Annotated in this window: 24 protein-coding genes; 17 read left to right on the top strand and 7 right to left on the bottom strand. The window is 72.3% G+C overall.

Annotated elements, in window-relative coordinates; all coding sequences use genetic code 11:
- The first annotated feature begins 3 nt into the window (after nucleotides 1-3).
- Entirely contained in the window at nucleotides 4-525 is a 522-nt protein-coding gene (locus GMA12_RS07520; protein WP_156268692.1) for a hypothetical protein, read from the top strand.
- 9 nt (nucleotides 526-534) lie between these two features.
- Here GMA12_RS07520 and GMA12_RS07525 read toward each other — a convergent pair whose 3' ends face one another.
- The 5 genes from GMA12_RS07525 to GMA12_RS07545 are packed head-to-tail and all read right to left on the bottom strand — an operon-like array spanning nucleotide 535 to nucleotide 6,401.
- Nucleotides 535-1,704: a cysteine desulfurase family protein gene (locus GMA12_RS07525; protein WP_162459614.1), complete on the bottom strand. Its 1,170-nt coding sequence runs from the start codon at nucleotides 1,702-1,704 to the stop codon at nucleotides 535-537.
- A 2-nt stretch (nucleotides 1,705-1,706) separates the two neighbouring features.
- Nucleotides 1,707-2,618, bottom strand: coding sequence for a carboxylating nicotinate-nucleotide diphosphorylase (gene nadC, locus GMA12_RS07530; protein ID WP_156268694.1), 912 nt, complete (start codon nucleotides 2,616-2,618; stop codon nucleotides 1,707-1,709).
- Entirely contained in the window at nucleotides 2,612-4,408 is a 1,797-nt protein-coding gene (locus tag GMA12_RS07535) for an L-aspartate oxidase (protein ID WP_162459615.1), read from the bottom strand. Before GMA12_RS07535 ends, nadC begins: the two co-directional genes overlap by 7 nt.
- Nucleotides 4,405-5,700, bottom strand: a complete 1,296-nt coding sequence (gene nadA / locus GMA12_RS07540) for a quinolinate synthase NadA (protein WP_156268696.1) — start codon at nucleotides 5,698-5,700, stop codon at nucleotides 4,405-4,407. Before nadA ends, GMA12_RS07535 begins: the two co-directional genes overlap by 4 nt.
- Nucleotides 5,697-6,401 (bottom strand): NUDIX hydrolase, encoded by a 705-nt coding sequence (locus tag GMA12_RS07545; RefSeq protein ID WP_156268698.1) that lies wholly within the window; start codon nucleotides 6,399-6,401, stop codon nucleotides 5,697-5,699. Before GMA12_RS07545 ends, nadA begins: the two co-directional genes overlap by 4 nt.
- A 426-nt stretch (nucleotides 6,402-6,827) precedes the next feature.
- Between GMA12_RS07545 and GMA12_RS19270 the strand changes: the two genes are divergently transcribed.
- On the top strand, nucleotides 6,828-7,301 hold the full coding sequence (locus GMA12_RS19270) for a DUF6318 family protein (RefSeq protein WP_156268700.1): 474 nt from the start codon (nucleotides 6,828-6,830) through the stop codon (nucleotides 7,299-7,301).
- A gap of 101 nt (nucleotides 7,302-7,402) precedes the next feature.
- Nucleotides 7,403-8,368 carry a PKD domain-containing protein gene (locus GMA12_RS18835; RefSeq protein ID WP_156268702.1) on the top strand — a complete coding sequence of 322 codons (966 nt, stop codon included), beginning with the start codon at nucleotides 7,403-7,405 and terminating at the stop codon, nucleotides 8,366-8,368.
- A 37-nt stretch (nucleotides 8,369-8,405) separates the two neighbouring features.
- Here the strand turns inward: GMA12_RS18835 and GMA12_RS07560 are convergent, their stop codons facing one another.
- Nucleotides 8,406-9,188, bottom strand: coding sequence for a FadR/GntR family transcriptional regulator (locus tag GMA12_RS07560; RefSeq protein ID WP_156268704.1), 783 nt, complete (start codon nucleotides 9,186-9,188; stop codon nucleotides 8,406-8,408).
- Nucleotides 9,189-9,295: 107 nt separating this feature from the next.
- Here GMA12_RS07560 and GMA12_RS07565 point away from each other — a divergent pair, with 107 nt between their 5' ends.
- From GMA12_RS07565 to GMA12_RS07595, 7 genes are all read left to right on the top strand, one after another.
- Nucleotides 9,296-10,207 carry a proline iminopeptidase-family hydrolase gene (locus tag GMA12_RS07565; protein ID WP_162459616.1) on the top strand — a complete coding sequence of 304 codons (912 nt, stop codon included), beginning with the start codon at nucleotides 9,296-9,298 and terminating at the stop codon, nucleotides 10,205-10,207.
- A gap of 86 nt (nucleotides 10,208-10,293) precedes the next feature.
- Nucleotides 10,294-11,706 (top strand): APC family permease, encoded by a 1,413-nt coding sequence (locus GMA12_RS07570; protein WP_162459617.1) that lies wholly within the window; start codon nucleotides 10,294-10,296, stop codon nucleotides 11,704-11,706.
- A 39-nt stretch (nucleotides 11,707-11,745) separates the two neighbouring features.
- Nucleotides 11,746-12,666, top strand: a complete 921-nt coding sequence (locus GMA12_RS07575; protein ID WP_156268706.1) for an acetamidase/formamidase family protein — start codon at nucleotides 11,746-11,748, stop codon at nucleotides 12,664-12,666.
- A gap of 238 nt (nucleotides 12,667-12,904) precedes the next feature.
- On the top strand, nucleotides 12,905-13,294 hold the full coding sequence (locus GMA12_RS07580) for a hypothetical protein (RefSeq protein ID WP_156268708.1): 390 nt from the start codon (nucleotides 12,905-12,907) through the stop codon (nucleotides 13,292-13,294).
- 26 nt (nucleotides 13,295-13,320) lie between these two features.
- Nucleotides 13,321-14,676, top strand: a complete 1,356-nt coding sequence (locus GMA12_RS07585; protein ID WP_156268710.1) for a M4 family metallopeptidase — start codon at nucleotides 13,321-13,323, stop codon at nucleotides 14,674-14,676.
- A 75-nt stretch (nucleotides 14,677-14,751) separates the two neighbouring features.
- Nucleotides 14,752-15,084 carry a protealysin inhibitor emfourin gene (locus GMA12_RS07590; protein ID WP_156268712.1) on the top strand — a complete coding sequence of 111 codons (333 nt, stop codon included), beginning with the start codon at nucleotides 14,752-14,754 and terminating at the stop codon, nucleotides 15,082-15,084.
- A gap of 93 nt (nucleotides 15,085-15,177) precedes the next feature.
- Nucleotides 15,178-16,047 (top strand): fructosamine kinase family protein, encoded by an 870-nt coding sequence (locus GMA12_RS07595; RefSeq protein ID WP_156268714.1) that lies wholly within the window; start codon nucleotides 15,178-15,180, stop codon nucleotides 16,045-16,047.
- Between the two features lie 297 nt (nucleotides 16,048-16,344).
- Here the strand turns inward: GMA12_RS07595 and GMA12_RS07600 are convergent, their stop codons facing one another.
- Entirely contained in the window at nucleotides 16,345-16,869 is a 525-nt protein-coding gene (locus tag GMA12_RS07600; protein ID WP_156268716.1) for a VOC family protein, read from the bottom strand.
- A gap of 80 nt (nucleotides 16,870-16,949) precedes the next feature.
- Between GMA12_RS07600 and GMA12_RS07605 the strand changes: the two genes are divergently transcribed.
- The 7 genes from GMA12_RS07605 (at nucleotide 16,950) to GMA12_RS07635 (ending at nucleotide 22,905) form a co-directional block, all read left to right on the top strand.
- Nucleotides 16,950-17,765, top strand: coding sequence for an AraC family transcriptional regulator (locus GMA12_RS07605; RefSeq protein ID WP_156268718.1), 816 nt, complete (start codon nucleotides 16,950-16,952; stop codon nucleotides 17,763-17,765).
- Nucleotides 17,766-17,901: 136 nt separating this feature from the next.
- Nucleotides 17,902-18,999 carry an alkene reductase gene (locus GMA12_RS07610; RefSeq protein ID WP_156268720.1) on the top strand — a complete coding sequence of 366 codons (1,098 nt, stop codon included), beginning with the start codon at nucleotides 17,902-17,904 and terminating at the stop codon, nucleotides 18,997-18,999.
- Between the two features lie 105 nt (nucleotides 19,000-19,104).
- Nucleotides 19,105-20,862, top strand: a complete 1,758-nt coding sequence (locus tag GMA12_RS07615) for an HNH endonuclease signature motif containing protein (RefSeq protein WP_156268722.1) — start codon at nucleotides 19,105-19,107, stop codon at nucleotides 20,860-20,862.
- A 119-nt stretch (nucleotides 20,863-20,981) separates the two neighbouring features.
- Nucleotides 20,982-21,233, top strand: a complete 252-nt coding sequence (locus tag GMA12_RS07620; RefSeq protein WP_370830711.1) for a DUF3253 domain-containing protein — start codon at nucleotides 20,982-20,984, stop codon at nucleotides 21,231-21,233.
- 34 nt (nucleotides 21,234-21,267) lie between these two features.
- Nucleotides 21,268-21,996, top strand: coding sequence for a hypothetical protein (locus GMA12_RS07625; protein ID WP_240898691.1), 729 nt, complete (start codon nucleotides 21,268-21,270; stop codon nucleotides 21,994-21,996).
- Nucleotides 21,997-22,005: 9 nt separating this feature from the next.
- Nucleotides 22,006-22,521, top strand: a complete 516-nt coding sequence (locus GMA12_RS07630) for a methylated-DNA--[protein]-cysteine S-methyltransferase (protein WP_156268724.1) — start codon at nucleotides 22,006-22,008, stop codon at nucleotides 22,519-22,521.
- A gap of 33 nt (nucleotides 22,522-22,554) precedes the next feature.
- Complete coding sequence (locus GMA12_RS07635) at nucleotides 22,555-22,905, top strand: cupin domain-containing protein (protein WP_156268726.1); 351 nt, start codon at nucleotides 22,555-22,557, stop codon at nucleotides 22,903-22,905.
- Nucleotides 22,906-22,938: the final 33 nt, after the last annotated feature.

A 22,938-nucleotide genomic window follows, 5' to 3' on the forward strand; every position in this document is an offset into this window, starting at 1 on the left:
CACATGCAGAAGGTCATCGCGGTACTGGCGGCCCTGGCAGGGGTGGCCTTCGGGCCGGCGGCGCCGCCGTGGGCGGTCTCGGAGCTGCACGAGGACGGCACGGGGTTCGTGACCGGCAACGACGTCCGGGCCGCGCTGGGCTGGGACGACGCGACCCTGCGGGCTGAAGCCGCGTCGCTGGAGTTCGTGGCCGAGTCCGAGTCGGTCACCGGCATCTCCTGGTCGTGCGTCCACGCCGGGACGGCGGAGGTCCTCCCGCAGCGGACGGACCTGGTCGTCACCGAGTCCCGGGCGATCACGAGCCGGCCCCGGACCATGTGGTGGGGGACGGTCGCCGGCTTCCGGCTGCAGGGCTTCGACGGCCGCGGCGCCTCGAGTGCCGTGCCCGAGGGACCGGCTCCCGGCTCCTGTCCCGCGGGTCCGTGGTCACTGGTCGAGGGCAGCATGCAGACCGTGGAGACGACCGGCGACCCGGTGCTCATGGTGCGCCACGACGGGGCGCAGCACCCCGTGCCCGTGGGCTGAGCCGCGGGCTCAGCCGTGCGGGGCGCCCAGCCGCCGCACGACGTCCCGCGTGGCCGCGACGATCCCGTCCACCTGCTCCGGCGTGATGTCGGCGGAGAGGGTGAAGCGCACCGCGGTGGTGGCGACCTCCGGCGGGCAGCCCATCGCCGTGAGCACGTGCGAGGGCTCGGTGTCCCCGGCCGAGCAGGCCGACCCCGAGGAGACGAGCAGTCCCCGCGACTCCAGATCCACCAGGACCGTCTCGCCGTTGACCCCCGGGAAGCAGAAGGACGCGTGCCCGGGCAGCCGGGACTCGGGGTGCACCCGCGGGTCGGGGCCGGTGAGGAGTGCCGTGGGCACCTCGGCCAGGACCCCGGTGATCAGCCGGTCCCGCAATGCGGCCAGGTGCGCCGCCTTCCCCGGCCGCTCCTCGGCGGACAGCCGCAGGGCCGTGGCGAGACCGACGGCGCCCGCCACGTTGGAGGTGCCCGAGCGGCGGCCGCGCTCGTGCCCGCCGCCGCTCATCAGGGGGCGCAGGGGCGTGCCCCGGCGCACGTAGAGCGCTCCGACGCCCTTGGGCGCCCCGATCTTGTGCCCGGCGAAGCTCAGCGCCGCCACGTCGAGCGCTTGTACGTCCAGCTCCAGCGACCCGGCCGCCTGGACCGCATCCGTATGGAACGGGACCTCCCGCGCCCGAGCCACCGCAGCCAGCTCGGTGACCGCCTGGACCGCACCCGTCTCGTTGTTCGCATGCATCACGGATACCACCGCCGTGCCCGGACGAACAGCCCCTGCCAGGTCGGCGGGGTCGACCAGACCCTCGGGCGAGACGCCCAGTTCGGTCACCTCGAAGCCGTCCCAGCGGGCCAGGTCGCGCGCGGAGTCGAGCACGGCGTGGTGCTCCACCGCGCTCGTCACCACGTGGCTCGTCGACGCGTCCCGGTCCCGGCGGGCCAGCGCGATGCCCTTCACCGCCAGGTTGTCCGCCTCGGTCCCCCCGGAGGTGAAGACCACCTCCGCGGGCCGGCAGTTGAGCACCTCGGCCACGGTCTGCCGGGCCGCGTCCAGTCCGGCCAGCGCCCGGCGGCCCACCTCGTGGTGGCTGGAGGCGTTGCCGAACTCCTGGGTGAGATAGGGCCACATGGCCTCCAGGACCTCCCGCCGCACGGGAGTGGTGGCGGCCGCGTCGAGGTACAGCACCGTCAGTCCTCCCGGACGTCCAGGACGACGTCGAGGCCCAGGTCGAGGTTGCGGGCCGAGTGGGTGAGCGCGCCCACCGAGATGACGTCGACCCCGGTCGCGGCGATCTCCCCGACGGTCTCCAGGCCCACCCCGCCGGAGGCCTCCACCGTCGCGCGGCCGTCGATGATCGCCACGCCGCTCACGAGGTCGTCCACCGAGAAGTTGTCCAGCAGCACCGTGTCCGCGCCTCCGGCCAGCACGGCCTCGATCTGGTCCAGCCGGTCCACCTCCACCTCGAGGTGCACCGTGTGCGGCAGCCGACGGCGCAGCTGCCGCAGCGCGCCGGTCAGGTCGGTCCCGTCGGCGGTGAGCAGCGCCAGGTGGTTGTCCTTGGCCATCACGGCGTCTGAGAGCGAGTGCCGGTGGTTGTGCCCGCCGCCGCTGCGCACGGCGTGCTTCTCCAGCGCCCGGAGCCCCGGGGTGGTCTTGCGGGTGTCCGTCACCCGGGTCCGGGTGATCGTGCCGGGGGGCAGGTTCGCCGCCTGCTCCACGCGGGCGACGGCCTGCTCGACGGCGGCGACGTAGCGGGCCGTCAGCGTGGCGATCCCGCACATCCGCTGGGTGAGGTTCAGGGCCACGCGCTCGCCGGTCAGCACCGCGCGGGCGGGCCCGGCCACCACGGCCAGCGTGTCCCCGGCGGCGAAGGAGTCCCCGTCGGCGGGGATCAGCTCCACGGCCACGGCGGGGTCCACGGCGGCGAACGCGGCGGCGAAGACCTGGCCGCCGGAGAAGACGCCGTCCTCGCGCGCGACGAGCTCGGCCCGTGCGAGGGCGGTGGCGGGAATGAGCAGCTCGGACGTGATGTCGCCCCAGGGCGCGTCCTCGGCGAGGCCTCGCTCCACGACCTCGGTGATGGCGGTTCGGGTCAGCATGCGGAGATCCTCCCGTACATGTCGTTGTGCGTATATGTCTCTGTGATGGTCGGGTGCCAGGTGCGGGGTGCGGACGGCACCCGACGCCAGAAGGCGCGGCCGGCGCGGGCGGGGTCGGGGACCGGGCAGTCCTCCCGGAAGTGGGCGCCCCGGGACTCGGTGCGGTGCAGGGCGGCGGCGGCCACGGCCCGTCCCACGCTGAGCAGGTTCCGGTCCTCGACCGCTCGTCGGGAGAGCGCGGCGGGCGGCCAGAGCGCGGCCAGCCGGTGGGCCAGCGCCTCGAGACCGGGACCGTCCCGCAGGACGCCGGCGCCGGCCCACATCGCGGCCTGGAAGGCCTGCCGGTCGAACGGGACGTCCGCCTCGGCGGGGTCCGGCAGGGCCAGCACGCCGCCGGGCGCGAGCCGGGCGGGGTGCCGCCGGGCGGAGCGGGGCGGAGCGGGGTGCGTCCGGTCGGTGCCGTCGGCCCGGAGCTCCCCGGTCGCTGCGGAGCGGGACCGGGTCGAGTGCGGCCGGCGGGTGCCGTCGGTACGGAGGTCCTCGGCCAGGGCCTCGGCGGTGCGGGTTCCGAACACGGCGCCCTCCAGCAGCGAGTTGGAGGCCAGCCGGTTGGCGCCGTGCACGCCCGTGGCCGCGCACTCGCCCACGGCGTACAGACCCGGGACGCTCGTGCGGCCGCGGTCGTCGGTCGCGATCCCGCCCATCAGGTAGTGCGCCGCCGGGGTGACGGGCACCGGCTCCCGGGACCAGTCCACGCCGTGCGCCCGCACGGCGGCGTCGATCGTGGGGAAGCGGCGCGCCAGGTGCTCGGCGGTGTCCGGCCCCGCGTGCCCGCCGCCGGCCGGGGCGGTCATGCCGGTGCAGTCGAGCAGCACGGGCCGGCCTCCCTGGGCCAGCGACCGGCGGACGATCTCCCGGGCCACGACGTCCCGCGGGGCGAGCTCGGCGAGCGGGTGCGCGTCCTGCAGGAAGCGCCGTCCGGTGGCGTCGCGCAGCACCGCACCCTCGCCGCGCACGGCCTCGGAGACCAGGAAGCAGCCGGGAACGGCGAGGGCGGTGGGGTGGAACTGCACGAACTCGAGGTCCGCCACGACGGCTCCCGCGCGCAGGGCCGCGGCGATGCCGTCGCCCGTGGCCACCGCGGGGTTCGTGGTGTGAGGATAGAGCTGTCCCGCCCCGCCGGTGGCCAGCACCACGGCGTCCGCCCGCAGTTCGCGCGGCCGGTCGCCGTCGAGGACGAGCGCTCCGTGCACGCTCCCGTGGTGGTCCGCGACCAGGTCCACGAGCATCGTGTGCCGGAGGACGTCCAGCCGCCCGGAGGTCTCGGCGTCCAGTGCCGCCGCCACGAGGGCGCGCTGGATCTCCCGGCCGGTCGCGTCCCCGCCGGCGTGCAGGATGCGGGGCACGGAGTGGGCGCCCTCGAGACCCTCCACCCACGGGGAGTCGGTGCCGCCCGCGCGGTCGAACGCGACGCCGTGCTGCACCAGGGCGGTGATGGCGGCGGCCGAGTCCTGCACGAGCACGCGCACGGCGTCGTCGTCGCACGTGCCGGCCCCGGCCCCGAGGGTGTCCTGGACGTGCAGGGCCACGGAGTCCCGGGCCTGCCCGCCCGGGAGGCCGGCCGTCATGGCGGCGATCCCGCCCTGGGCGCGGACGGTGTTGGTCTCGTCCAGGCGGTCCTTGCTCAGCAGCACCACGTCCAGCCCCCGGCCGGCGGCCGCAAGAGCGGTGGTGAGCCCGGCGATGCCGCTGCCCACCACGAGCACGCGGGGGAACGGGATCGTGCTCACCGCGGAAGCGCCGCCAGCATGCGCTCGAGCGCCACCTCGGCGTCCCGGGCGGTCGTGGCGTCCACCGCGATCCGGTTGATCACCCGGCCGGCCACGAGCTCCTCGAGCACCCAGGCGAGATAGCCGGGGTGGATCCGGTACATCGTGGAGCACGGGCAGATCACCGGGTCCAGGCAGAAGATGGTGTGCTCCGGGTGCTCGTCGGCGAGCCGGTTCACCAGGTTGATCTCGGTGCCGATCGCGAAGGTGCTGCCGGGCTCGGCGGCCTCGACCGCCTTGCGGATGTGGTCGGTGGAGCCGGACTCGTCCGCGGCGTCGACCACGGGCATGGGGCACTCCGGGTGCACGATCACGCGCACGCCCGGGTGTTCGGCGCGGGCCTGCTCGATCTGGGCGACGGTGAAGCGGCGGTGCACGGAGCAGAAGCCGTGCCACAGGATGACCTTGGCGTCGGCCAGCTGTTCCGCGGTGCTGCCGCCCAGGTCGTGGCGGGGGTTCCACATCGGCATCTGCTCCAGCGGGATCCCCATGGCCTTGGCCGTGTTGCGGCCCAGGTGCTGGTCCGGGAAGAAGAGCACGCGCCGGCCGCGCTCGAACGCCCACTCCAGCACGGTGGCGGCGTTGGAGGAGGTGCAGACGATGCCGCCGTGGCGGCCGCAGAACGCCTTGAGCGCCGCGGACGAGTTCATGTAGGTCACCGGGATCACGGTCTGCCGGCCGTCGTCGTCGGTCTCCCCGAGCACGTCCATGAGCTGCTCCCACGCCTCCTCGACGGAGTCCTCGTCGGCCATGTCCGCCATGGAGCAGCCGGCGGCGAGGTTGGGCAGGATCACGGACTGGTGGTCACCGGAGAGGATGTCGGCGGTCTCGGCCATGAAGTGCACGCCGCAGAAGACGATGGCCTCCGCCTCGGGGCGGCTGCGCGCGGCGCGGGCCAGCTGAAAGGAGTCGCCGAGGAAGTCGGCGTGCTTGACGACCTCGTCGCGCTGGTAGAAGTGGCCCAGCACCACCACGCGGTCGCCCAAGGTGGCCTTGGCGGCGGCGATGCGGCGGTCGAGCTCCTCGGCGGAGGCCTGCTGGTACTCGTCGGGGATGACCGGCTGGGCGGGCGAGCTCGCGGGCACGGCGTCGTCCTGGGAGGCACCGGGGCCGTAGCCGGCCGAGACCGTGGGCGCGAAGTCCCACGGGCTCGTCCCGAGAGCTGTGCTGCACGTGCTCGGGGCCGGTGTGGCGCCGGGCAGGTTCGCGGGCTTCTCGGTCAGCAGGTTGATGCGGGTGGCGACGGAGGTCATGTCTGCTCCTGGGTGCTGCGGCCGGCCGGGGTGCGGTCGGCGAGGTCGAGGTCGGAGTCGTAGCGGTAGAGCCGGGGCGGGCGGTGCCGGGTGCCCTCCAGGCGGGTGCCGGTGTCGAGGACGGCACCGGAGGCCAGCACCTGGCGCCGGAAGTTGGCGGGGTCCAGGGCGGTGCCGAGGATGGCCTCGTGCACCCCCCGGAGCTCGGCGAGGGTGAAGGTCTCGCCGAGGAACGAGTGGGCCACACGGCTGTAGGTGATCTTGTTGCGCAGCCGGTAGACCGCGTAGTCCACGATGTCGCTGTGGTCGAAGGCCAGCGGCGGCAGGTCCGCCACGCGCATCCACGTGACGTTGAGGTCGGCGTGCAGGTCGGCGGTCTGGTCGGCGCGGATCGAGGCCCAGTAGACGATCGAGACCACACGTTCCTCGGCGTTGGCCGAGCGGGTGAGCCCGCCGAAGGCGTAGAGCTGCTCGAGGTAGCCCGGCTGCAGGCCGGTGGTGAGCTGCAGGGAGCGGGCGGCGGAGGCCTCGAGGTCCTCGTGCTCCCGGAGCGGTCCGCCGGGCAGGGCCCACATGCCCCGGAAGGGATCACGGATGCGGCGGACCAGAGGCAGCCAGAGCTCCTTGCGGCCGTCGGGGCCGGTGTCCCGGGCGGCGAAGATGACGGTCGACACGGCCAGGGCCACGTTCTGCGCGATCATCGTCACCTCCCTGCACGTCCGGACCTTTGGGTTGCAGTGACTATAACACCCTTCTGGTCAGTCTGACGTTAACGAAGTCGTGACCATATCGCGCCTGACCAGGCCCCATGAAAATGCTCCTTCATTGCCTCCACAGGGGTTGCTCGAGCACAGTGCGCGAGGTCTAGCATCTGACCCATCCGACCGGGGCGTGCGGCCGCGGCAGAGCGAAGCGGGGAACTCATGGTGCGGTCCTGTCCACTCCCAGCAGCGGCCGGCAGGGCCCTCCTGGCGCTCCTCGTCCTCACCGGCTGCGGCTCCGACGACGACGGCGCCGCGGCGTCGCCCTCCAGTCCGGCATCAGCCGGTGTCGCGGCGGACGAGTCGGTCGACGGTTCGCCGTCACCGTCGCCCACGTCCGGCTCCGCCGACACGTCCGCCGAGTACGTGCCCGCCTCGCTGGATGGGCCGGCACAGAACGTGCCCAAGCCGGTCATGCCCGCGCTCGCGCGGGAGGAGTCCCGGGAGGGGGCGCAGGCGTTCCTCGACTACTGGTCCGACGCGATGTGGTACGCGTACCAGACCGGAGACACCTCGTATGCGCGGGACATCACTAGTAGTGCCTGTGAGGCATGTCTGGCTGAATTGGATGAGCTGGATAGCGTTTATGATGATGGAAGTTGGGCCATCGGTGCTCGCGAGTCGCTCACGATCGAACAGGCGGAATTGTTCGAAGCAGGCGATGGAGTATATAAACCTGTAGTTGTTTATGTTCGAGAACCTGGCCAGCTTGTCAGTGACGCTGGCGTCCAGCTTAACGCCCCTGGCGAGCCAGGGGATAAGTCAGTCCTATACATGGATTTCGCGGAACAGGGCTGGATTTACATAACGCTTGCGCCGATTGCGGGTGGGAAAGGATGATTTCCGAGTACTCGGCGCTGGTGCTCGCTCTGTCCATAACGCTACTGCCGCACACGGTTGGTCCACCAGAGCGGACTGAAGGCCACGCTATCGGTGAGTCTTTGTTTAATAAGAACGATCTTCAAAAGAACGAGGCCTATACTTTCGACTCCTATGCGGACGGTGATGAGGTGAAAATATCGGTTGATGTGCGACGAGAAAATCAGCCGAATAACTCATCGACGAACGTTGTAAGTGAGGGTGAAAGCTCCCGGGCGGTCGCCTACGACCCCGACGAGGATCCCGCCTTCCAGAAAGCGCTCCGCCAGTACCTGAGCGACCAGGGGATCGACCGGCCGTTCAACCCGGACACGATCGCGCAGTCGAAGTCGCAGACGTTCGGCCTGCAGAACCCGTGCACCAACCGGAGGGGCGCAGTCCTCGACGACTGCCTCGCCGAGCGGGTCTGCACCACTGACGGGGGTGGCGAAGGCGTCTACATGAACGTCGTCGTGCGCCAGGGGGAAGGACCCAGCACGCCGTGGGGAGAGCCCATGTGCGTGGCGGCCGCCGAGGCGGAGGGCGACGAGGAGATCGTGGAGCTGCCGACCTTCACCCTGCAGGACTTCAGGACGCTCGCCGTCGCACCCGCGGCCAGCGCGGTTCAGCCGGCTCCGGACACGTTGAAGGGCATGCACACCAACGCCTACGCGGAGGCCCAGGCCCAGCAGTTCGCCACCGAACTGGGCGGCTTCCCCGTGCAGGTGCGGGCCGTCCCGGTGCAGTACGCCTGGGACTACGGGGACGGCAGTGCGCTGGGGCCCACCGAGCTGAGCGGCGTCCCGCTCGAGAAGGGGGCGTGGGACGTCCAGACCGACACGAGCCACGTCTACACCGAGACCGGGGACTACGCCGTCACGCTGACCACCTGGTTCTACGGCGAGTACTCCGTGGCGGGCGGTCCGTGGCTGCCCGTGGCCGGGCTGAACGACGTCGCGAGCGCTCCCGTGCCGATCAGCGTCTGGCGCTCCACGGTGCGCAACTACGCGGACGACTGCCTGCAGAACCCGCAGGGCACCGGCTGCTGATTCCCGGTCCGGGACGGGCCGCCGTCCCACGGCCGGATCACCGCGGCCGCTGGGCCGCCTGTTGCTGTGCTCGCGCGCGGAAGCGCTCGAGCAGGTCGAGGTCGATCCCCGCGTGCCGCCGCGCCAGGTGCCCGGCGGCGTCGGCGTCACGGGAGGCGATCAGTGCCACCAGCTGTTCGTGGTCCTGCAGGGCGCGCTGCTCCATGTCGGCCTGGTCCTGGGGGTCTCCCCACAGGTGGACCGGCGCCGAGAGAGCCAGCTGCTGCTCGGCCCGGAAGAGGATGTCGGCCAGCACCGGGTTGCCGCCGGCCTCTGCGATCGCGAGGTGGAGGGCGGCGTCGGCGGCCTGCTTGGCGCGCCCGGACGGCGCAGCGCGGAACTCCTCGAGCCGCTCGCGCAACAGGTGCACGTGCTCCTCGGTGCGGTTCTCGGCAGCGGCGCGCACGATCGTGTCCTGCAGGCGGCACATCGCGTCGGAGGCGTGCACCAGGTCCTGCCAGGACGTGGCCAGGACACGGACCGCGACGTCGCGGAACTGCTCGCGGGAGTCCTCGGCCTCAGCCACGAACGAGCCTCCGGTCCTGCCGAGGCGCTTGACGAGCACTCCGGTCTCCTCGAGCTGGCCCATGGCCTCGCGGAGGGTGGCCCGGCTGACTCCGAGGGTCTGCGCCAGATCACGCTCGGGCGGGAGCTTGGTGCCGGGAAGGTACTGGCCGACCGCGATGGCGGTGATCAGGCGCTCGCGGACCGCATCCGCCTTGCCGTGCGGGGCGAGGGGCCTGTCCAGAGGGCCGGGGGCGCCCGGGCTGGATCCGGTCATGCCACCTCTTTCGCGTCTCGGTGCTCGACGGAACACGGATTTAACAAAAAGGTCTGTTTTCCAGACCTTTCGGTGGCTACGATGACCGCAACGAAAGGAGGGGCGCCGTGTCTGTTGCCACCGCACTGGACGTTCCGTTCCGCGACGGGTCCACCTGGGTCCAGGTTACGACCCCGGACGCTCCACGACCGGAGGCCCTCCCGCTGGTCGTCCTGCACGGAGGGCCGGGCTTCTGCCACGACTATCTCCGCAGTCTCTCCGCGCTCTCGGACGAGACCGGCCGCACGGTCGTTCTGTACGACCAGTTCGGGTGCGGCCGCTCCTCCCACCGTCCGGAGGCTTCCCCGGACTTCTGGACTCCCCAGCTGTTCGTGGACGAGTTCTTCACGGTGATCGATCGGCTGGGCCTGGAGACCTACCACGTGCTCGGGCAGTCCTGGGGCGGGATGCTCGGGGCCGAGATCGCCGTGCGGCGCCCGGAGGGGCTGGCTGCTCTCGCCATCTGCAACTCCCCCGCCTCCATGGAGCTGTGGGCGCAGGCGGCCGAGCGCCTGCGCGCCGACCTGCCCGACGACGTCCGCGCGGCTCTGGAGTCCCACGAGGCGGCCGGCGCCTACGACCACCCTGACTATGTCGCGGCCACCCAGGAGTACGACCGCCGCCACGTGCACCGGATGACGACGACGCCCCAGGACTATCTGGACTCGGAACGCCTCGTGGAGCAGGACCCGACCGTCTACCACACCATGAACGGCCCCAACGAGTTCCATGTCATCGGGACCCTGCGGGACTGGTCGATCGTCGACCGCCTGGCCTCCGTCGACGTGCCCACTCTCGTGGTCGCCGGGGAGTTCGACGAGGCCGCCCCCGAGACGTGGGCGCCGTTCGTCGAGCACATCCCGCACGTCCGTTCGCACGTGTTCGCCGGGGCGAGCCACTGCACGCACCTCGAGCAACCACAGGAGTTCCGGGCGCTGATCGCCCAGTTCCTGAAGGAGCACGACGCGCCCCCGGAGTGATCCTCCGTCCGGTCCGCCCGTTGCCCGGCGGTTCCCCGCACGACCTCTTCCTGTTTCTTCCTCCTTCCCTGTCCTAGGAGCCTGCCGTGTCCGAACCCGTCATCTCCACCGCGCTCTCCTCGCAGCAGCAGCTCGAGCGCCTCGGCTACAAGCAGGAGCTCAGCCGCTCCGTCACCACCTTCGACCTGCTCGTCTACGGCCTGATCTTCATGGTTCCGATCGCTCCCTGGGCGATCTTCGGCACCGTCTACAACGAGGCGCAGGGCATGGTGCCGCTGGTCTACCTCGTCGGACTGGTCGCCATGATCTTCACGGCGCTGTCCTACGCCCAGATGGCCAAGGCCATCCCGCTCGCCGGATCCGTCTTCTCGTACGTCGGCAAGGGCATCCACCCCAACCTGGGCTTCTTCGCCGGCTGGCTCATGCTCCTGGACTACCTCCTGGTGCCCACGCTGCTGTACGTCTTCGCGGCGGAGTCCATGATCGGCATCTTCCCCGGCAGCGAGCGCTGGATGTGGGCGCTGCTCTTCGTGGCCGTCAACGTGGTGATCAACATGTCGGGAGTCAGCTCACTGAAATGGATGAACCGGGTCTTCCTCGTCATGGAGCTCGCCTTCATCGTGGCCTTCTTCGTGATCGGCATCCGTGCCCTGAGCGACGGGGCGACTCCTGGCTCCTCGTTCAGCATCACGCCGCTGTGGGACCCCGCGACCGTCAGCGCACCGCTGCTGGCCACGGCCCTGTCGATCGCCGTGCTCAGTTTCCTCGGCTTCGACGGGATCTCCACCATGGCGGAGGAGTCCACCGGTGGACGCGGCTCCGCCGGGCGGGCCATGGTCCTCGCCCTGGTCATCGTGGCGACCCTGTTCATCACCCAGACCTGGCTGGCCAGCCTGCTGGCCGGGCCGTACCAGCCCATCCCCGAGGACCGGGTCGGCAACGCCTTCTTCGACATCATCGGGACCATCGCCTCCACCCCCGTGATGAACGCGTTCTTCGTCTGCAACGTGCTCGCCGTGGGCATCGCCAACGCCATGGCCGCCCAGGCCGCCACGAGCCGTCTGCTGTACTCCATGAGCCGCGACGGTCAGCTGCCGAAGTTCCTGCGGCACATCAACAGCCGCAAGGTCCCCAGCTACGCGATCCTCTTCGTCGGCGGTCTCTCTGCCGTGCTCGTGCTGTTCTTCGTCGGCCAGATCAGTCTGATCTCCTCCATGGTGAACTTCGGTGCGCTCACCGGGTTCCTGCTGCTCCACCTGTCCGTGGTCGTCTTCTGGATCGGCCGACGGAAGTCCCGGAACTACCTCGCCCACCTGGCCTTCCCGGTGATCGGGTTCGCCATCATCGGCTACGTCCTGCTCAACGCGGAGACCCAGGCCAAGGTCGCGGGACTCGTGTGGGTCGGGGTGGGCGCCCTCGTCTTCGCCTACTACCGCAGGACCGGGCGCAGCACCGAGCTGGCCGAGGAGCGCGAGGACATCACCGTGTCCAGCCAGTGACGCCCACGACGACGACCCCCAGCAGAAAGGCACACCCACATGGACCACTTCCTCAGCAAGGCCCACGGCCGGACCTCCTTCTCCGCCGAGTACGAACCGGTGCTGCGCGTCCGTCCGGGCACGGGCGAGGTGATCGGGTTCGAGACCAATGACGCCGAGTACGAGGAGATGGACCGGTTCAAGGACCTCGACAAGGTCACCACTCCGTTCAATCCCGTCACGGGCCCGGTCCACGTCGAGGGGGCGCGGCCCGGTGACGCGCTCGCCGTCACGGTGCACGGCATCGAGTTCAAGGAGTACGGCTGGTCGGTGTCCATCCCGGGGTCCGGGGCGCTGACGGATGTGATGGGCGAGGAGATCTTCACCCGGAGGATCCCCATCGACGAGGCCGGCGCCCACCTGACGGACACGCACGTGGTTCCGCTGGCCCCCATGATCGGGTGCATCGGCACCGCTCCCGCGACCGGGGGCAACGACACCGTCATGCCGTCCTACGCGGAGGGCGGGAACATCGACATCACGGACGTCGGGCCGGGATCGACCGTCTACCTGCCCGTGCGGGTGGAGGGGGCGTACCTGTTCATCGGGGACCTCCACGCCGTGATGGCCCAGGGGGAGTCGACCTTCGTGGCCATCGAGACCGAGGGGGTGGCGAAGGTCAGCGTCGACGTGGTGAAGGACTTGCCGCTGCGCGCGCCGCGGATCGAGACGGCGACCGAGTGGATCTTCGTCGGCATCGGGGACACGGTCCAGGAGAGCATCAAACGCGGCTACGAGGACGCGTTCTGCTTCCTCACGCAGCAGCACGGACACAGCAAGGAGGACGCGTACGTGCTCATGAGCGCCACCGTGCACTCCCAACTGGGCGGACCCACGGGATCGCAGGACCCGGACCCGCTGCACCCCTTCCAGGCGATCGGCAGCGTGACCATCCACCGGGTGCCCAAGAGCATCCTCTGAGTTCGCCGGTGCGGTGCCGGGCACCGGCTGCTGACCCGCGCGGCGGCTGTTGGGCCGTCCGACCCGGGTGGCACGATCAGGACACAGCGGTTCCCGGCCCCGCCGACGAACCGGTGACCGGCCCCCGGACGGACGCCCGGGGGCCGCCACGGCGAAGCAGTGGTGCCACGGGTGGTGAGGTCCTGTGACCGGCAGCCGCTCCGTCACCCCTGTGCCGCAGGAGGAAAGGGGTGGGACGGTGACGATCTCCGGTACCTGGGTGCTCCACTACAGCTGGGGCTGCACCGGGAACTACGGACGGGCGAGCTTCGACTTCCGGGCCGACGGCACCTTCTCGGGCGGCGGCTTCTCCGGTTCCTGGCGGCAGCTGGACGGGACCCTGCTGCTCCGCTTCGCCGACGGACCGGCCCAGTACGGCGGAACGATCACCGGCCACGTGGGCACGGGCGCCATGTCCACCTTCGACGGCTCGCTCAACGGCTGCTGGTACCTCATCGAGCAGGGCGCGGCCGGCTCCGCGGGGCAGGCGGACCACGGAGCCGGCCAGCCCGCCGACGTCGCCGGCCGCAGGGCCGAGCCCGGCGCGGCCGCACCCGGCGAGCTGGACGCCGCGGGAAACCGGATCTGATGCGCGAGCGTCGGGAGGAGAGCGCCATGCACCACCCACACGGAACCTTCTGCGGTGTCATTCCGCCGTTCGTGCACGAGCACATGGCCGAGCACGGCGACGAGCAGACCCGCAGGAACGCCCTGGCCGCCCTGTCCGTGGACACGACCGTCCGGGCCGAGCGGCTGATCACCGACCTGACCGCGGGCGGTGTCGTAGCGCGGGCGGCCCACAAGCGGCGCACGATCCACACGGCCCGCAACACCGGCGAGCTGCCGGGCACCCCGGTGCGCTCCGAGGGGGAGCCGCCCACCGGCGACCTCGCCGTGGACGAGGCGTACGAGGGGCTGGGCGCCACGGTCGACCTGCTGCGGGAGGTCTTCGGGCGCCGCTCGCTCGACGACGCCGGCATGCCGCTGCTCGCCACGGTCCACTACCGGGAGCGGTACAACAACGCGGCCTGGGACGGGCGGCAGATGATCTTCGGCGACGGGGACGGCCAGTACTTCAACCGCTTCACGGCGGCCGTGGACGTCATCGGCCACGAGCTGGGCCACGGGGTCACCACGCACGAGTCCGACCTCCTGTACATGCACCAGGCCGGGGCGCTCAACGAGCACTTCTCCGACGTCATCGGGGCCATGATCAAGCAGTACGTCGCGGTGCCCCGACAGACCGCCGCGGAGGCCGACTGGGTCATCGGGGCGGGGCTGTTCACGAGCGCCGTCAACGGCGTCGGCCTGCGCTCGATGAAGGCGCCCGGAACGGCGTTCGACGACGCCGTGCTCGGCAAGGACCCCCAGCCGGACCACATGTCCCGCTTCGTGGAGACGCTCAGCGACAACGGCGGCGTGCACATCAACTCCGGCATCCCCAACCGGGCCTTCTACCTGGTGGCGACCGGGCTGGGCGGACACACCTGGGAGAAGGCCGGCGGGATCTGGTACGCCGCGATGCGGGACCTCGAGCTGCGGCGCCTGCGCCGGGTCGCCCGCTTCCAGGACTTCGCGCGGCTCACGATCAAGCACGCCGCCGCGCTGCACGGGCCCGCCGAGCGGGCGGTGGTGGAGGACGCCTGGCAGCAGGTCGGCATCGCGGCGCAGATCGCGCCCGCCGCGGAACCGGTCGCGGACGTCTGGGTGCTGCACTACAGCTGGGGCTGCACGGGCTCCTGGGCGCGCGCGTGCTTGGCGTTCCGCGAGGACGGCTCCTTCAGCGGTGATCTCGCGGGCAGGTGGCACCAGCAGGACGGCACGCTGCTGCTGAGGTTCGACGACGGTCCGGCCCAGTACGCGGGCACCCTGGTCGGTGACGTCGCCACCGGTGCCATGTCCACCTTCACGGGGGCGGACGGGTGCTGGCACCTGACCCGGCAGGGTGCCGCGAGTACACTCGGGAAGTGATCCGGCCCGGGCTCGTCGGCCCCCCGCGCGGAGGCGCCCGGACCATCCGCGTCCGAGGAAGGGACGGTGCCGTCCATGGCGAGAGTGCGGTACCACGTGGAAGGCGGCATCGCCTACTTCCCCGGCCTGGCCGCGGAGCGGGCCTTCGAGACGGAGGCTCTGCCCCCGGACCGGCGCGACGAGCTGCTCGGTCTCTTCGACACCGTCTGCACGCACCGGCTGTCGTCGGCCGACCCCACGATCCCGGAGGGCGCGGCCGACCAGCAGACCTACGTCATCGAGATCCAGGAGGATTCCGGGGTGCGGCGCCTCGTGGTGGGCGAGTTCGACCAGGATCCGGTGGCCCGGGAGCTCCTGGCGCGGCTGCGTGACTGCGCCGACCAGTGCGAGGCCGGCGGCGGACAGTGAGGCGCATCCGGACGGCGCGGTCCGAGGGTGTGTGCGCGGCCGCCGGGCTCCGCGGATCTGTTCCGCAGGAGGACATGCAGTAGAACGGGAGGCATGACTTCCCCGGACCTGCCCCCTGACCTCGTCGACGGCCTCGGCGTCCGCCGCGCGCGCCCGCTCGGCGGCGGCGACACCGCCGCCGCGTTCCGGCTCGAGACGCCCCGCGGCCCCCTGTTCGCGAAGACGATGGCGGACCCGCCGGCCGGGATGATGGCTGTGGAGGTCGCCGGGCTGCACGCTCTGCGGGAGCACGCACCGGAGTTCCTCGGGGTGCCGGAGGTCGTGCGCTGGACGGAGGACGGCATCGTCCTCGAGTGGATCGAGGAGGTCACCGGCCCCCGCTCGGCCGGGACCGAGGAGTCCTTCGGGCGGGGGCTGGCCGACCTGCACCGCGCCCAGGGACCCGCCTTCGGCGCCCTGGCCCCGGAGCTGCCCGGGCGGATCGGCTCCTTCGAGGTGGACCTGTCCCCGACGCAGGACTGGGCGGAGTTCCTGCTCGAGCGGCGGATCCGTCCGCTGATGCAGGATGCGGTCGTGTCCGGCCGGATCGACCCGCGTGCGGCCGACCTCCTGGAGGAGCTCGCGCCGCGTGCCCGCGGGCTCGCCGGGCCCGACGAGCCGCCGACGCTCGTGCACGGAGACCTCTGGGCCGGCAACCGGCTCGTGGACGCCGAGGGGCGGAACTGGCTGATCGACCCGTCGGCGTACTGGGGGCACCGGGAGGTCGACATCGCGATGATGCTGCTCTTCGGCGGCTTCGGCGAGCAGTGCCTGGCCGCCTACCACGCGCAGCACCCGCTCGCCCCGGGCTGGGAGGACCGGGTGCCCTGGTACCAGCTCCCGCCGCTGCTGGTGCACGCCGTGCGGTTCGGCGGTGGCTACGGGGACGCGACGACGAGGGCGCTCCTGCGGCTGCGGGGTTGACCCGCGGCCTGGCGGGAGACCCTGACGTCCCGCTTCAGGTGCGCTTCAGCCCGCGGTGGTTCTCTGGGTCCTGCGGGGGTTCCCCGGGACACCAGGGAGTGCTGGTGGTCGCCGGTCGCGGGCTGGAGGGCCGACGGCCGGTGATGCGTCCCGGAGACCGGGTCCCGTGCGCGGTGCCGAGGAGTCCGCGCACGGGGTCCGGACCCGGTGCCCAGCGGAAGGGCTCGGCGACCCTCGCCCCGGAGCGTCTCGCCCCCACCGGGCCGCGGTGGGCCCGGGGGCCGGCGGACGCGGGGTTCACTCCTGGCCGAGGGACGCCGCCCACTCGGCCACGCGGGCGCTGCTCTGCTCGTCGGAGAGGTCCTCGACCCGCGTCATGATCGACCAGCGGATGCCGAACGGATCGCGGATGCTGCCGTACCGGTCCCCCGAGACGAACGTGTTGACGGGTTCGCGCACCGTGGCGCCGGCCGCGACGGCGCGCGCCACCACGTCGTCGACGTCCGGGACGTAGAGGCCCAACGAGTAGCACGCGTCGTCGCCGCCCGGCGGCGGGACGAGGTGGAAGGCCGGATTCGCCTCGCCGAGCTGGAGGCGCCCGTTGCCGAGGTCGAGGGTCGCGTGCACCACCACGGGCGTCCCGTCCGGGCCGGGCATGTCGGTGCGGTCGACGAGGACGGCCCCGAAGACGCGGGTGCAGAAGTCGATCGCCGCGGCGGCGTCCACCACGGCGAGGAACGGGGTGAGGGCGGTGAAACCCCGCGGGGTGCCGTCGGTCGTGTGCGTCCCGGTGACGCCGCGGACGCTCTGTTCTGTGCTCATGCCGCGAGCCTAGGACGCGGGTCCGGCGCGGTCTTGAAGATTCCCGCCACACCGGACCGGGCGGTGGCTACGCTCGGGGCATGAGCGAGCCGCCCACCACACGGGGTCACCTCACCCCGGGACCGCACGCCACGGTGACGCGCCTTCCCGCGCCCGACGACGTCGCCCACCTCGTCCGGCAGCTGTGGATCCCCGAGTGGGACCTGCCGGCGGGGGAGCGGGTCGAGCAGCTGGTGCTGGGCTACCCGGCGAGCAACGTGGTGGTCGAACCGGACGGGGTGGCGCTGCACGGGCCCACGACCCGCGCGTCCACCCGGGTGCTGACCAGGCGGGGCTGGGCGGTCGGGGCGCTGCTGCGCCCGGCGGGGGTCCTGCTGTTCACGGAGCGACCGGCCGGTCTGCTCGACGGGTCGGTGCCGCTCGAGGAGCCGGGACTGCGCCGGGCCGTGACGGAGCCGATGGCCGGAGCCCTCGCGGACGGGGACGTCGCCGCCCGGCGGGAGCGCGCCGCGGCGCTGCTCGTGGACCACGTCCGCGCCCGGGCGGCGGGACTGACCTCGGAGGCCGCGCGGGACGGCGTTCTGGCCAACCGGCTGGTGGATCTGGTCGAGTCGGGCGCCGGGGCGCGGAGCCCGGAGGACCTGGCGCGGGAGCTGCACGTGTCCGTGCGCTCGCTGCAACGGCTCGCGGCCCGGTTCGTGGGGATGCCGCCGCAGCTGCTGCTGCGCCGTCGTCGGCTCCAGGAGGCCGCCGAACGGATGCGCGCGGACCCGGACACGGACCTGAGGACGCTGGCCGCGGAGCTCGGTTTCGCGGACCAGGCCCATCTCACCCGGGAGTTCCGCTCGGTCCTGGGGGCCACGCCGCGGGGCTACGGCCGCTCGCGCCCGGCGTAGGACGTGTCCCCGGCGTCGCTCCCGGCCGGAGCCGCCCCTGATGGCGATCGCCGACCGGGAGTGTGAGGCACGAGACACCGCAGGCGAAAATATCTGGGCTCCCGATCCCGTTGACACGGCAAGAAGCAGTTCCCTGATGAAAGGTTCCCCCGTGCCGAAGTCCTCCCTGACCACCCCGCTCGATCTCGGTGCCCTGCGGCTGCCGAACCGTCTCGTCATGGCGCCGCTGACCCGGATGCGCTCCGGCCGCGACGGCGTCCCCGGCGAGCTCAACGTGGAGCACTACACCCAGCGCGCCTCGATGGGCCTCATCGTCACCGAGGGCACCTACCCCGACGTGGTCGGGCAGGGATTCGCCTTCCAGCCCGGCATCCAGACCCCCGAGCAGGTCGAGGGCTGGCGGCGCGTGGCCGACAGCGTGCACGCCGCCGGCGGGCGGATCTTCATGCAGGTCATGCACGCCGGCCGGGTCTCCCACCCGGACCTCAACGGCGGCGCCCAGCCGGTCGCACCCAGCGCGGTCGCCATCGAGGGCGAGATCCACACCTACCGCGGCAAGTCCGCGCTGCCGGTGCCGCACGCCCTGACCACCGAGGAGCTGCCCGACGTGGTCGACTCCTTCGTGCGGGCCGCCCGCAACGCGGTCGAGGCCGGGCTGGACGGCGTGGAGCTCCACGGCGCCAACGGCTACCTGCTGCACGAGTTCCTGGCCCCGGGCGCCAACCAGCGCACCGACGAGTACGGGGGCTCCCCCGAGAACCGTGCGCGCTTCGTGCTCGAGGTGGTGCGTGCCGTGGTCGACGAGATCGGCGCGGAGCGGGTCGGCCTGCGGATCTCCCCGGAGCACAACATCCAGGACGCCTGGGAGCTCGAGCACGAGGACGTCGTGGCCACCTACACCGCCCTGGTGGCCGGTTTGGCCGACCTGGGCCTGGCCTACCTCTCGGTCCTGCACCGTGAGCCGGAGGGCGAGCTGGTGCAGGGGCTGCGCCGTGCCTTCGGCGGGGTGTTCCTCGCCAACAGCGGCTTCGGGACCCCGACCAGCCGTGAGGAGGGTGTCCGACTGCTCGAGGAGGACGTGGCGGACGGCGTCGTCGTCGGCCGCCCCGCGATCGCCAATCCCGATCTGGCCCGTCGGTGGGCCGAGGGCCTCGCGGAGAACGTGCCGAACCCGCGGACCTTCTACTCCCAGGGCGCCGAGGGCTACACCGACTACCCGTTCGCGGAGGCCTGAGCCGGTGGCGGCGCCGGCCCTGCGACGGGCCGGTGCCGCTGAGCCTCCCCGGCCGGTGACAGGGATCACGGCTTAGGCTGTCCGGGCGGCCTGGGACCATGAACCATGACCATCACCGCCGCCGGGCAGTGGAGCCTGGAGGACGCTCTCCGCGAGGAGACGGACCTGGCCGAGATCGGCCGGGAGTTCTCCGAGGGCGTGCAGGAACTGGTCGAGGAGTCCCGTGCCGAGGCCCGTGCGGCGGGGCGCCAGTACCGGCTGATCCACCGTCTGTGGCAGCTGCAGGAGGAGGCCCGGGAGCAGCGCTGGGCCGTCGAGGCGCACTGGATGCCCGCGGCGGCGGATCGGCTCGGTCCGCACTCGCTCGAGCCCGAGGAGCAGACGCTGCAGGACGTGGCCGACGAGATCGGTCCGGCCCTGCGCCTGCCGGCGGGCACCGCGCTGCGCCGGGTCGAGGACGCCGTCCTGCTCGGGGAGTCCTTGCCCGCCGTGCTCGAGGCCCTCGAGCACGGCGTCGTGGGAGTCCGGCAGGCGGGCGTGATCGTCGAGCTGTGGCGGGAGCTCGTGATCGATGCTGCCGACGCCCCGTCCGAGCTGAGGGCGCCGGCCGAGGCTGTCGGACGGATCGCCGACGAGCTGCTGGACCGGGCGCCGAACGCCACCGTCGCCCAGCTGCGCGCTCTGGCGCGCCGGCGCAGGGCCGGCCTGCTCCGGGAGACCGAGGAGCAGCGCCACCGGCTGGCGCGCCGCAACAGGCGCGTGTGGGTCGAGCCCCGGGAGGACGGCATGGCGCAGCTGTGCGCCCTGCTCGACGCCGCCACCGCCCACGCCATTCAGGACCGCATCGAGACGCTGGCCGACCGCTCGCACTCCGTGCCGTCGCAGGGCGCCCCGCTGCGGGAGTTCCCGTCGCGGGACGTTCCGCTGCAGGGTTCCGAGGCCGCGGAATGGGGGGCGCCCGATGCCGGTGATGGCGTGCCGTCCCGGCGCACCCTGCCTCAGATACGGGCGGACGTGCTGGCGGACCTCCTGCTGGACGGTGAGCCGGCGGACCTGCCCGAGCATCTGCGGGGGATCCGCGGGCACGTGACGGTGACGGTACCGGTGCTCTCCCTCCTCTCCGGCGCCCTCGCCGATCGGCTCCCCGGGGCCGGGAAGGACGGGGGCGGGCTCGCCGACACTGGGGGCGAGTCCGGTCGGCGTGCCGGGACCGGCGCTGGGCATGTCGCCGAAGTGCTCACCGGCAACGGGGAAACAGCCGACGTGCTCGCCGGCGCCACCGATTGCGCCGAGCTGGAGGGCTACGGGCCCGTTCCGGTGGGCATGGCGGAGCGCATCGCGGCCCGGGCGCCGTCCTGGTCCCGGATCCTGACCTGTCCCGTCACAGGCACGGTGCTGGATCGGGACCGCACCACCTATGCCGTTCCTGCGGACCTGAAACACCGGCTGCGGGCCCGGGACGGCACCTGTCGCTTCCCGGGATGCCGAAGGCGGGCGGCACGGTGCGACCTCGACCACACGGTGGCCTGGGCCGACGGCGGCCGGACCGCGGCGGACAACCTCGCCCATCTGTGCCGCCACCACCATCTGGTCAAGCACCGGAAGGGGCCGCTGGGGCGATGGCGGGTGGAGCACGTGGGCCGGGGATCTTCGGACCTCGAGCGCCCGGACCCCGATCTCAGTGCAGCCGAGAGATCGGGGCCTCTGGACCAGTGTGGTGTGCTGGAGTGGACCTCTCCCGCCGGACAGGTGCACCGGACGTATCCCCAGGAGTATCGGAACCCGGCCCCGGTCGGCGGACCGCAGCTCGGGACCCGGCCTGGTCCGCAATTCTCCGCCGCCGATGACCGGCCACCGTTCTGAGTGAGGCCGGGTCCCACACGATGTCCGGCCCCACGCGAAGTCCGGTCCCACACGTTGATCGACACCGCAGAGGGTCCGGGCCGATACGATGACCAGTCCCACAGGGAGAGGAGCCGCACGTGACCACCCCGTCGCCCGCCGAGATGCGCTCGGTGCTGCTCGATCTGGTGCGCCGTCGCGGCGCGGACAAGACGGTCTGCCCCTCCGAGGCGGCCCGAGTGCTGGCCCCCGCTTCCTGGCGGGACCTGATGGAGGACGTGCGCCAGGAGGCGTACCGGCTGGCCGACGACGGCCTCGTGGACATCACCCAGCAGGGCCGTGTGGTCGACGGCCGGTCGGCTCGCGGGCCGATCCGCGTCCGTCTCCGTTGACCACCCGGACACCCGCCACGGGTACCGTGTGCCCATGACGACCGCCCCCATCAGCGCTCTGCTCGGTTCTGCACTCCGCGTGCCGTTCGTCCTGCTCAAGCAGTTCAGGCCGCAACGGCCCATCCACTCCGAAGGCGTCGGGCTCGAGGGCGTCCTGGTCCGCGCCGGCGGCGGGTCCAGCGGCATCCGCTGGATCGACGAGGCCGGTGAGGACCCCGTGCGGGCCCGGTTCTCCCGCTCCGCCGGCTTTCCGCACGGGTGGCCCGACATCCTGGGCCTCGCCCTGCGCTGCCCGGTGCCGCCCTCCGGGCAGATCGACGGCCGCAGCGACGGCCGCGCCGACATCCTTCTCGCCACCGCCGGCAGCGGGCGGCTCTCCCGGTTCGTGCCGACTCTCCACCGGCACGTTCCGGAGAGCCCGTTCACGTCCTTCATGCCCTACCGCGGCCTGAACGGCCCGGTTCTGCTGGCCGCGCACCCGGAACCCCGTGCGGAGCGGCTTCCTGTCCGCCCCGACCGATTCCGGGCCGCCGTCGCGGCCGAGCCGTGGCGCCTCAGCCTGTCCTGGGCCGCCCCGCTCGGCCCGTGGCGCCGCTTCGCCACCGTGGAACTCTCTCCGGGCGCGCCGTTCGGGGCCGACGAGCGGTTCGACCCCCTGCTCAACGTCCCTGCGGGCGCCGAGAACTACGACTGGACCTGCCGTCTGCGGGAACCGTCCTACAGCCTCGCCCGCACGCCGCGGGAGAAGTTGCGCCCGACGTAGAATTGCGCCATGGGACTGAGACTGAGCCCGGCTTCTTCCGCCTCGACGACCCGCCGCCACGCCCTGGTGGAGTCACCCATCGGCCCGCTGGCCCTCGTCGAGGAGAACGGTGCGCTCGCGGCGCTGTCCGTCGAGGGAGCGCGACAGGGACCCGTCCCCGACTCCTTCGGCGCCCGGGACGACGACGTGCTGCCGCACGTGCGCGAACAGCTGGACGCCTACTTCGCCGGCCGGCTCCAGGAGTTCGACGCCGACGTCGTGCTCCACGGCACCCCGTTCCAGGTGCGGGTGTGGAACGCCCTCGCGCAGATCCCGTACGGGACGACCGGCACCTACGGACAACTCGCCCGCACGATCGGCGCGCCCCGGGCGGCCCAGGCGGTGGGCGCGGCGAACGGCCGCAATCCCGTCAGCCTGCTCGTGCCCTGTCACCGGGTCATCGGCGCCAACGGCCGGCTCACCGGCTACGCCGGCGGCATGGCGCGCAAGGAATACCTGTTGCGCCTCGAGGGCGCTCTGCTCTGACCACGTCCGGCCGCCGCCCCACCAGGAGGACCCATGCCCCGCCTCGACGACCTTGCCGGCACCAACCTGGCGAAGGCCCGCGCGGCGGGCAGCGGACGCAGCACGGAACTGGTGGTCCACGACGGCGTCCTGCGCCAGACGATCATGGCGCTGTGCGCCGGACGGGAGCTCGCCGAGCACGTGGCTCCGCCGGCCGCGACGCTCCAGCTGCTGTGTGGCCGGATCCGGGTGCTCAAGCGCGGACAGCTCGCCGAGGAGCTCGCCCCTGGGGACCTGCTGTCCCTGACCGACTCGCGGCACTCGGTGGAGGCCCTGGAGGACTCGGTGTTCCTGCTGACCACGGTCTCCCGGCCCTCGGACGGCTACGATCCCCGGGTCGCCTGAGGCCGGGTCGGCGTCCACCGGGCCGCTCTCCGG

Origin of the sequence: Kocuria sediminis (assembly GCF_009735315.1) — a bacterium.
GTDB lineage: Bacteria > Actinomycetota > Actinomycetes > Actinomycetales > Micrococcaceae > Kocuria > Kocuria turfanensis.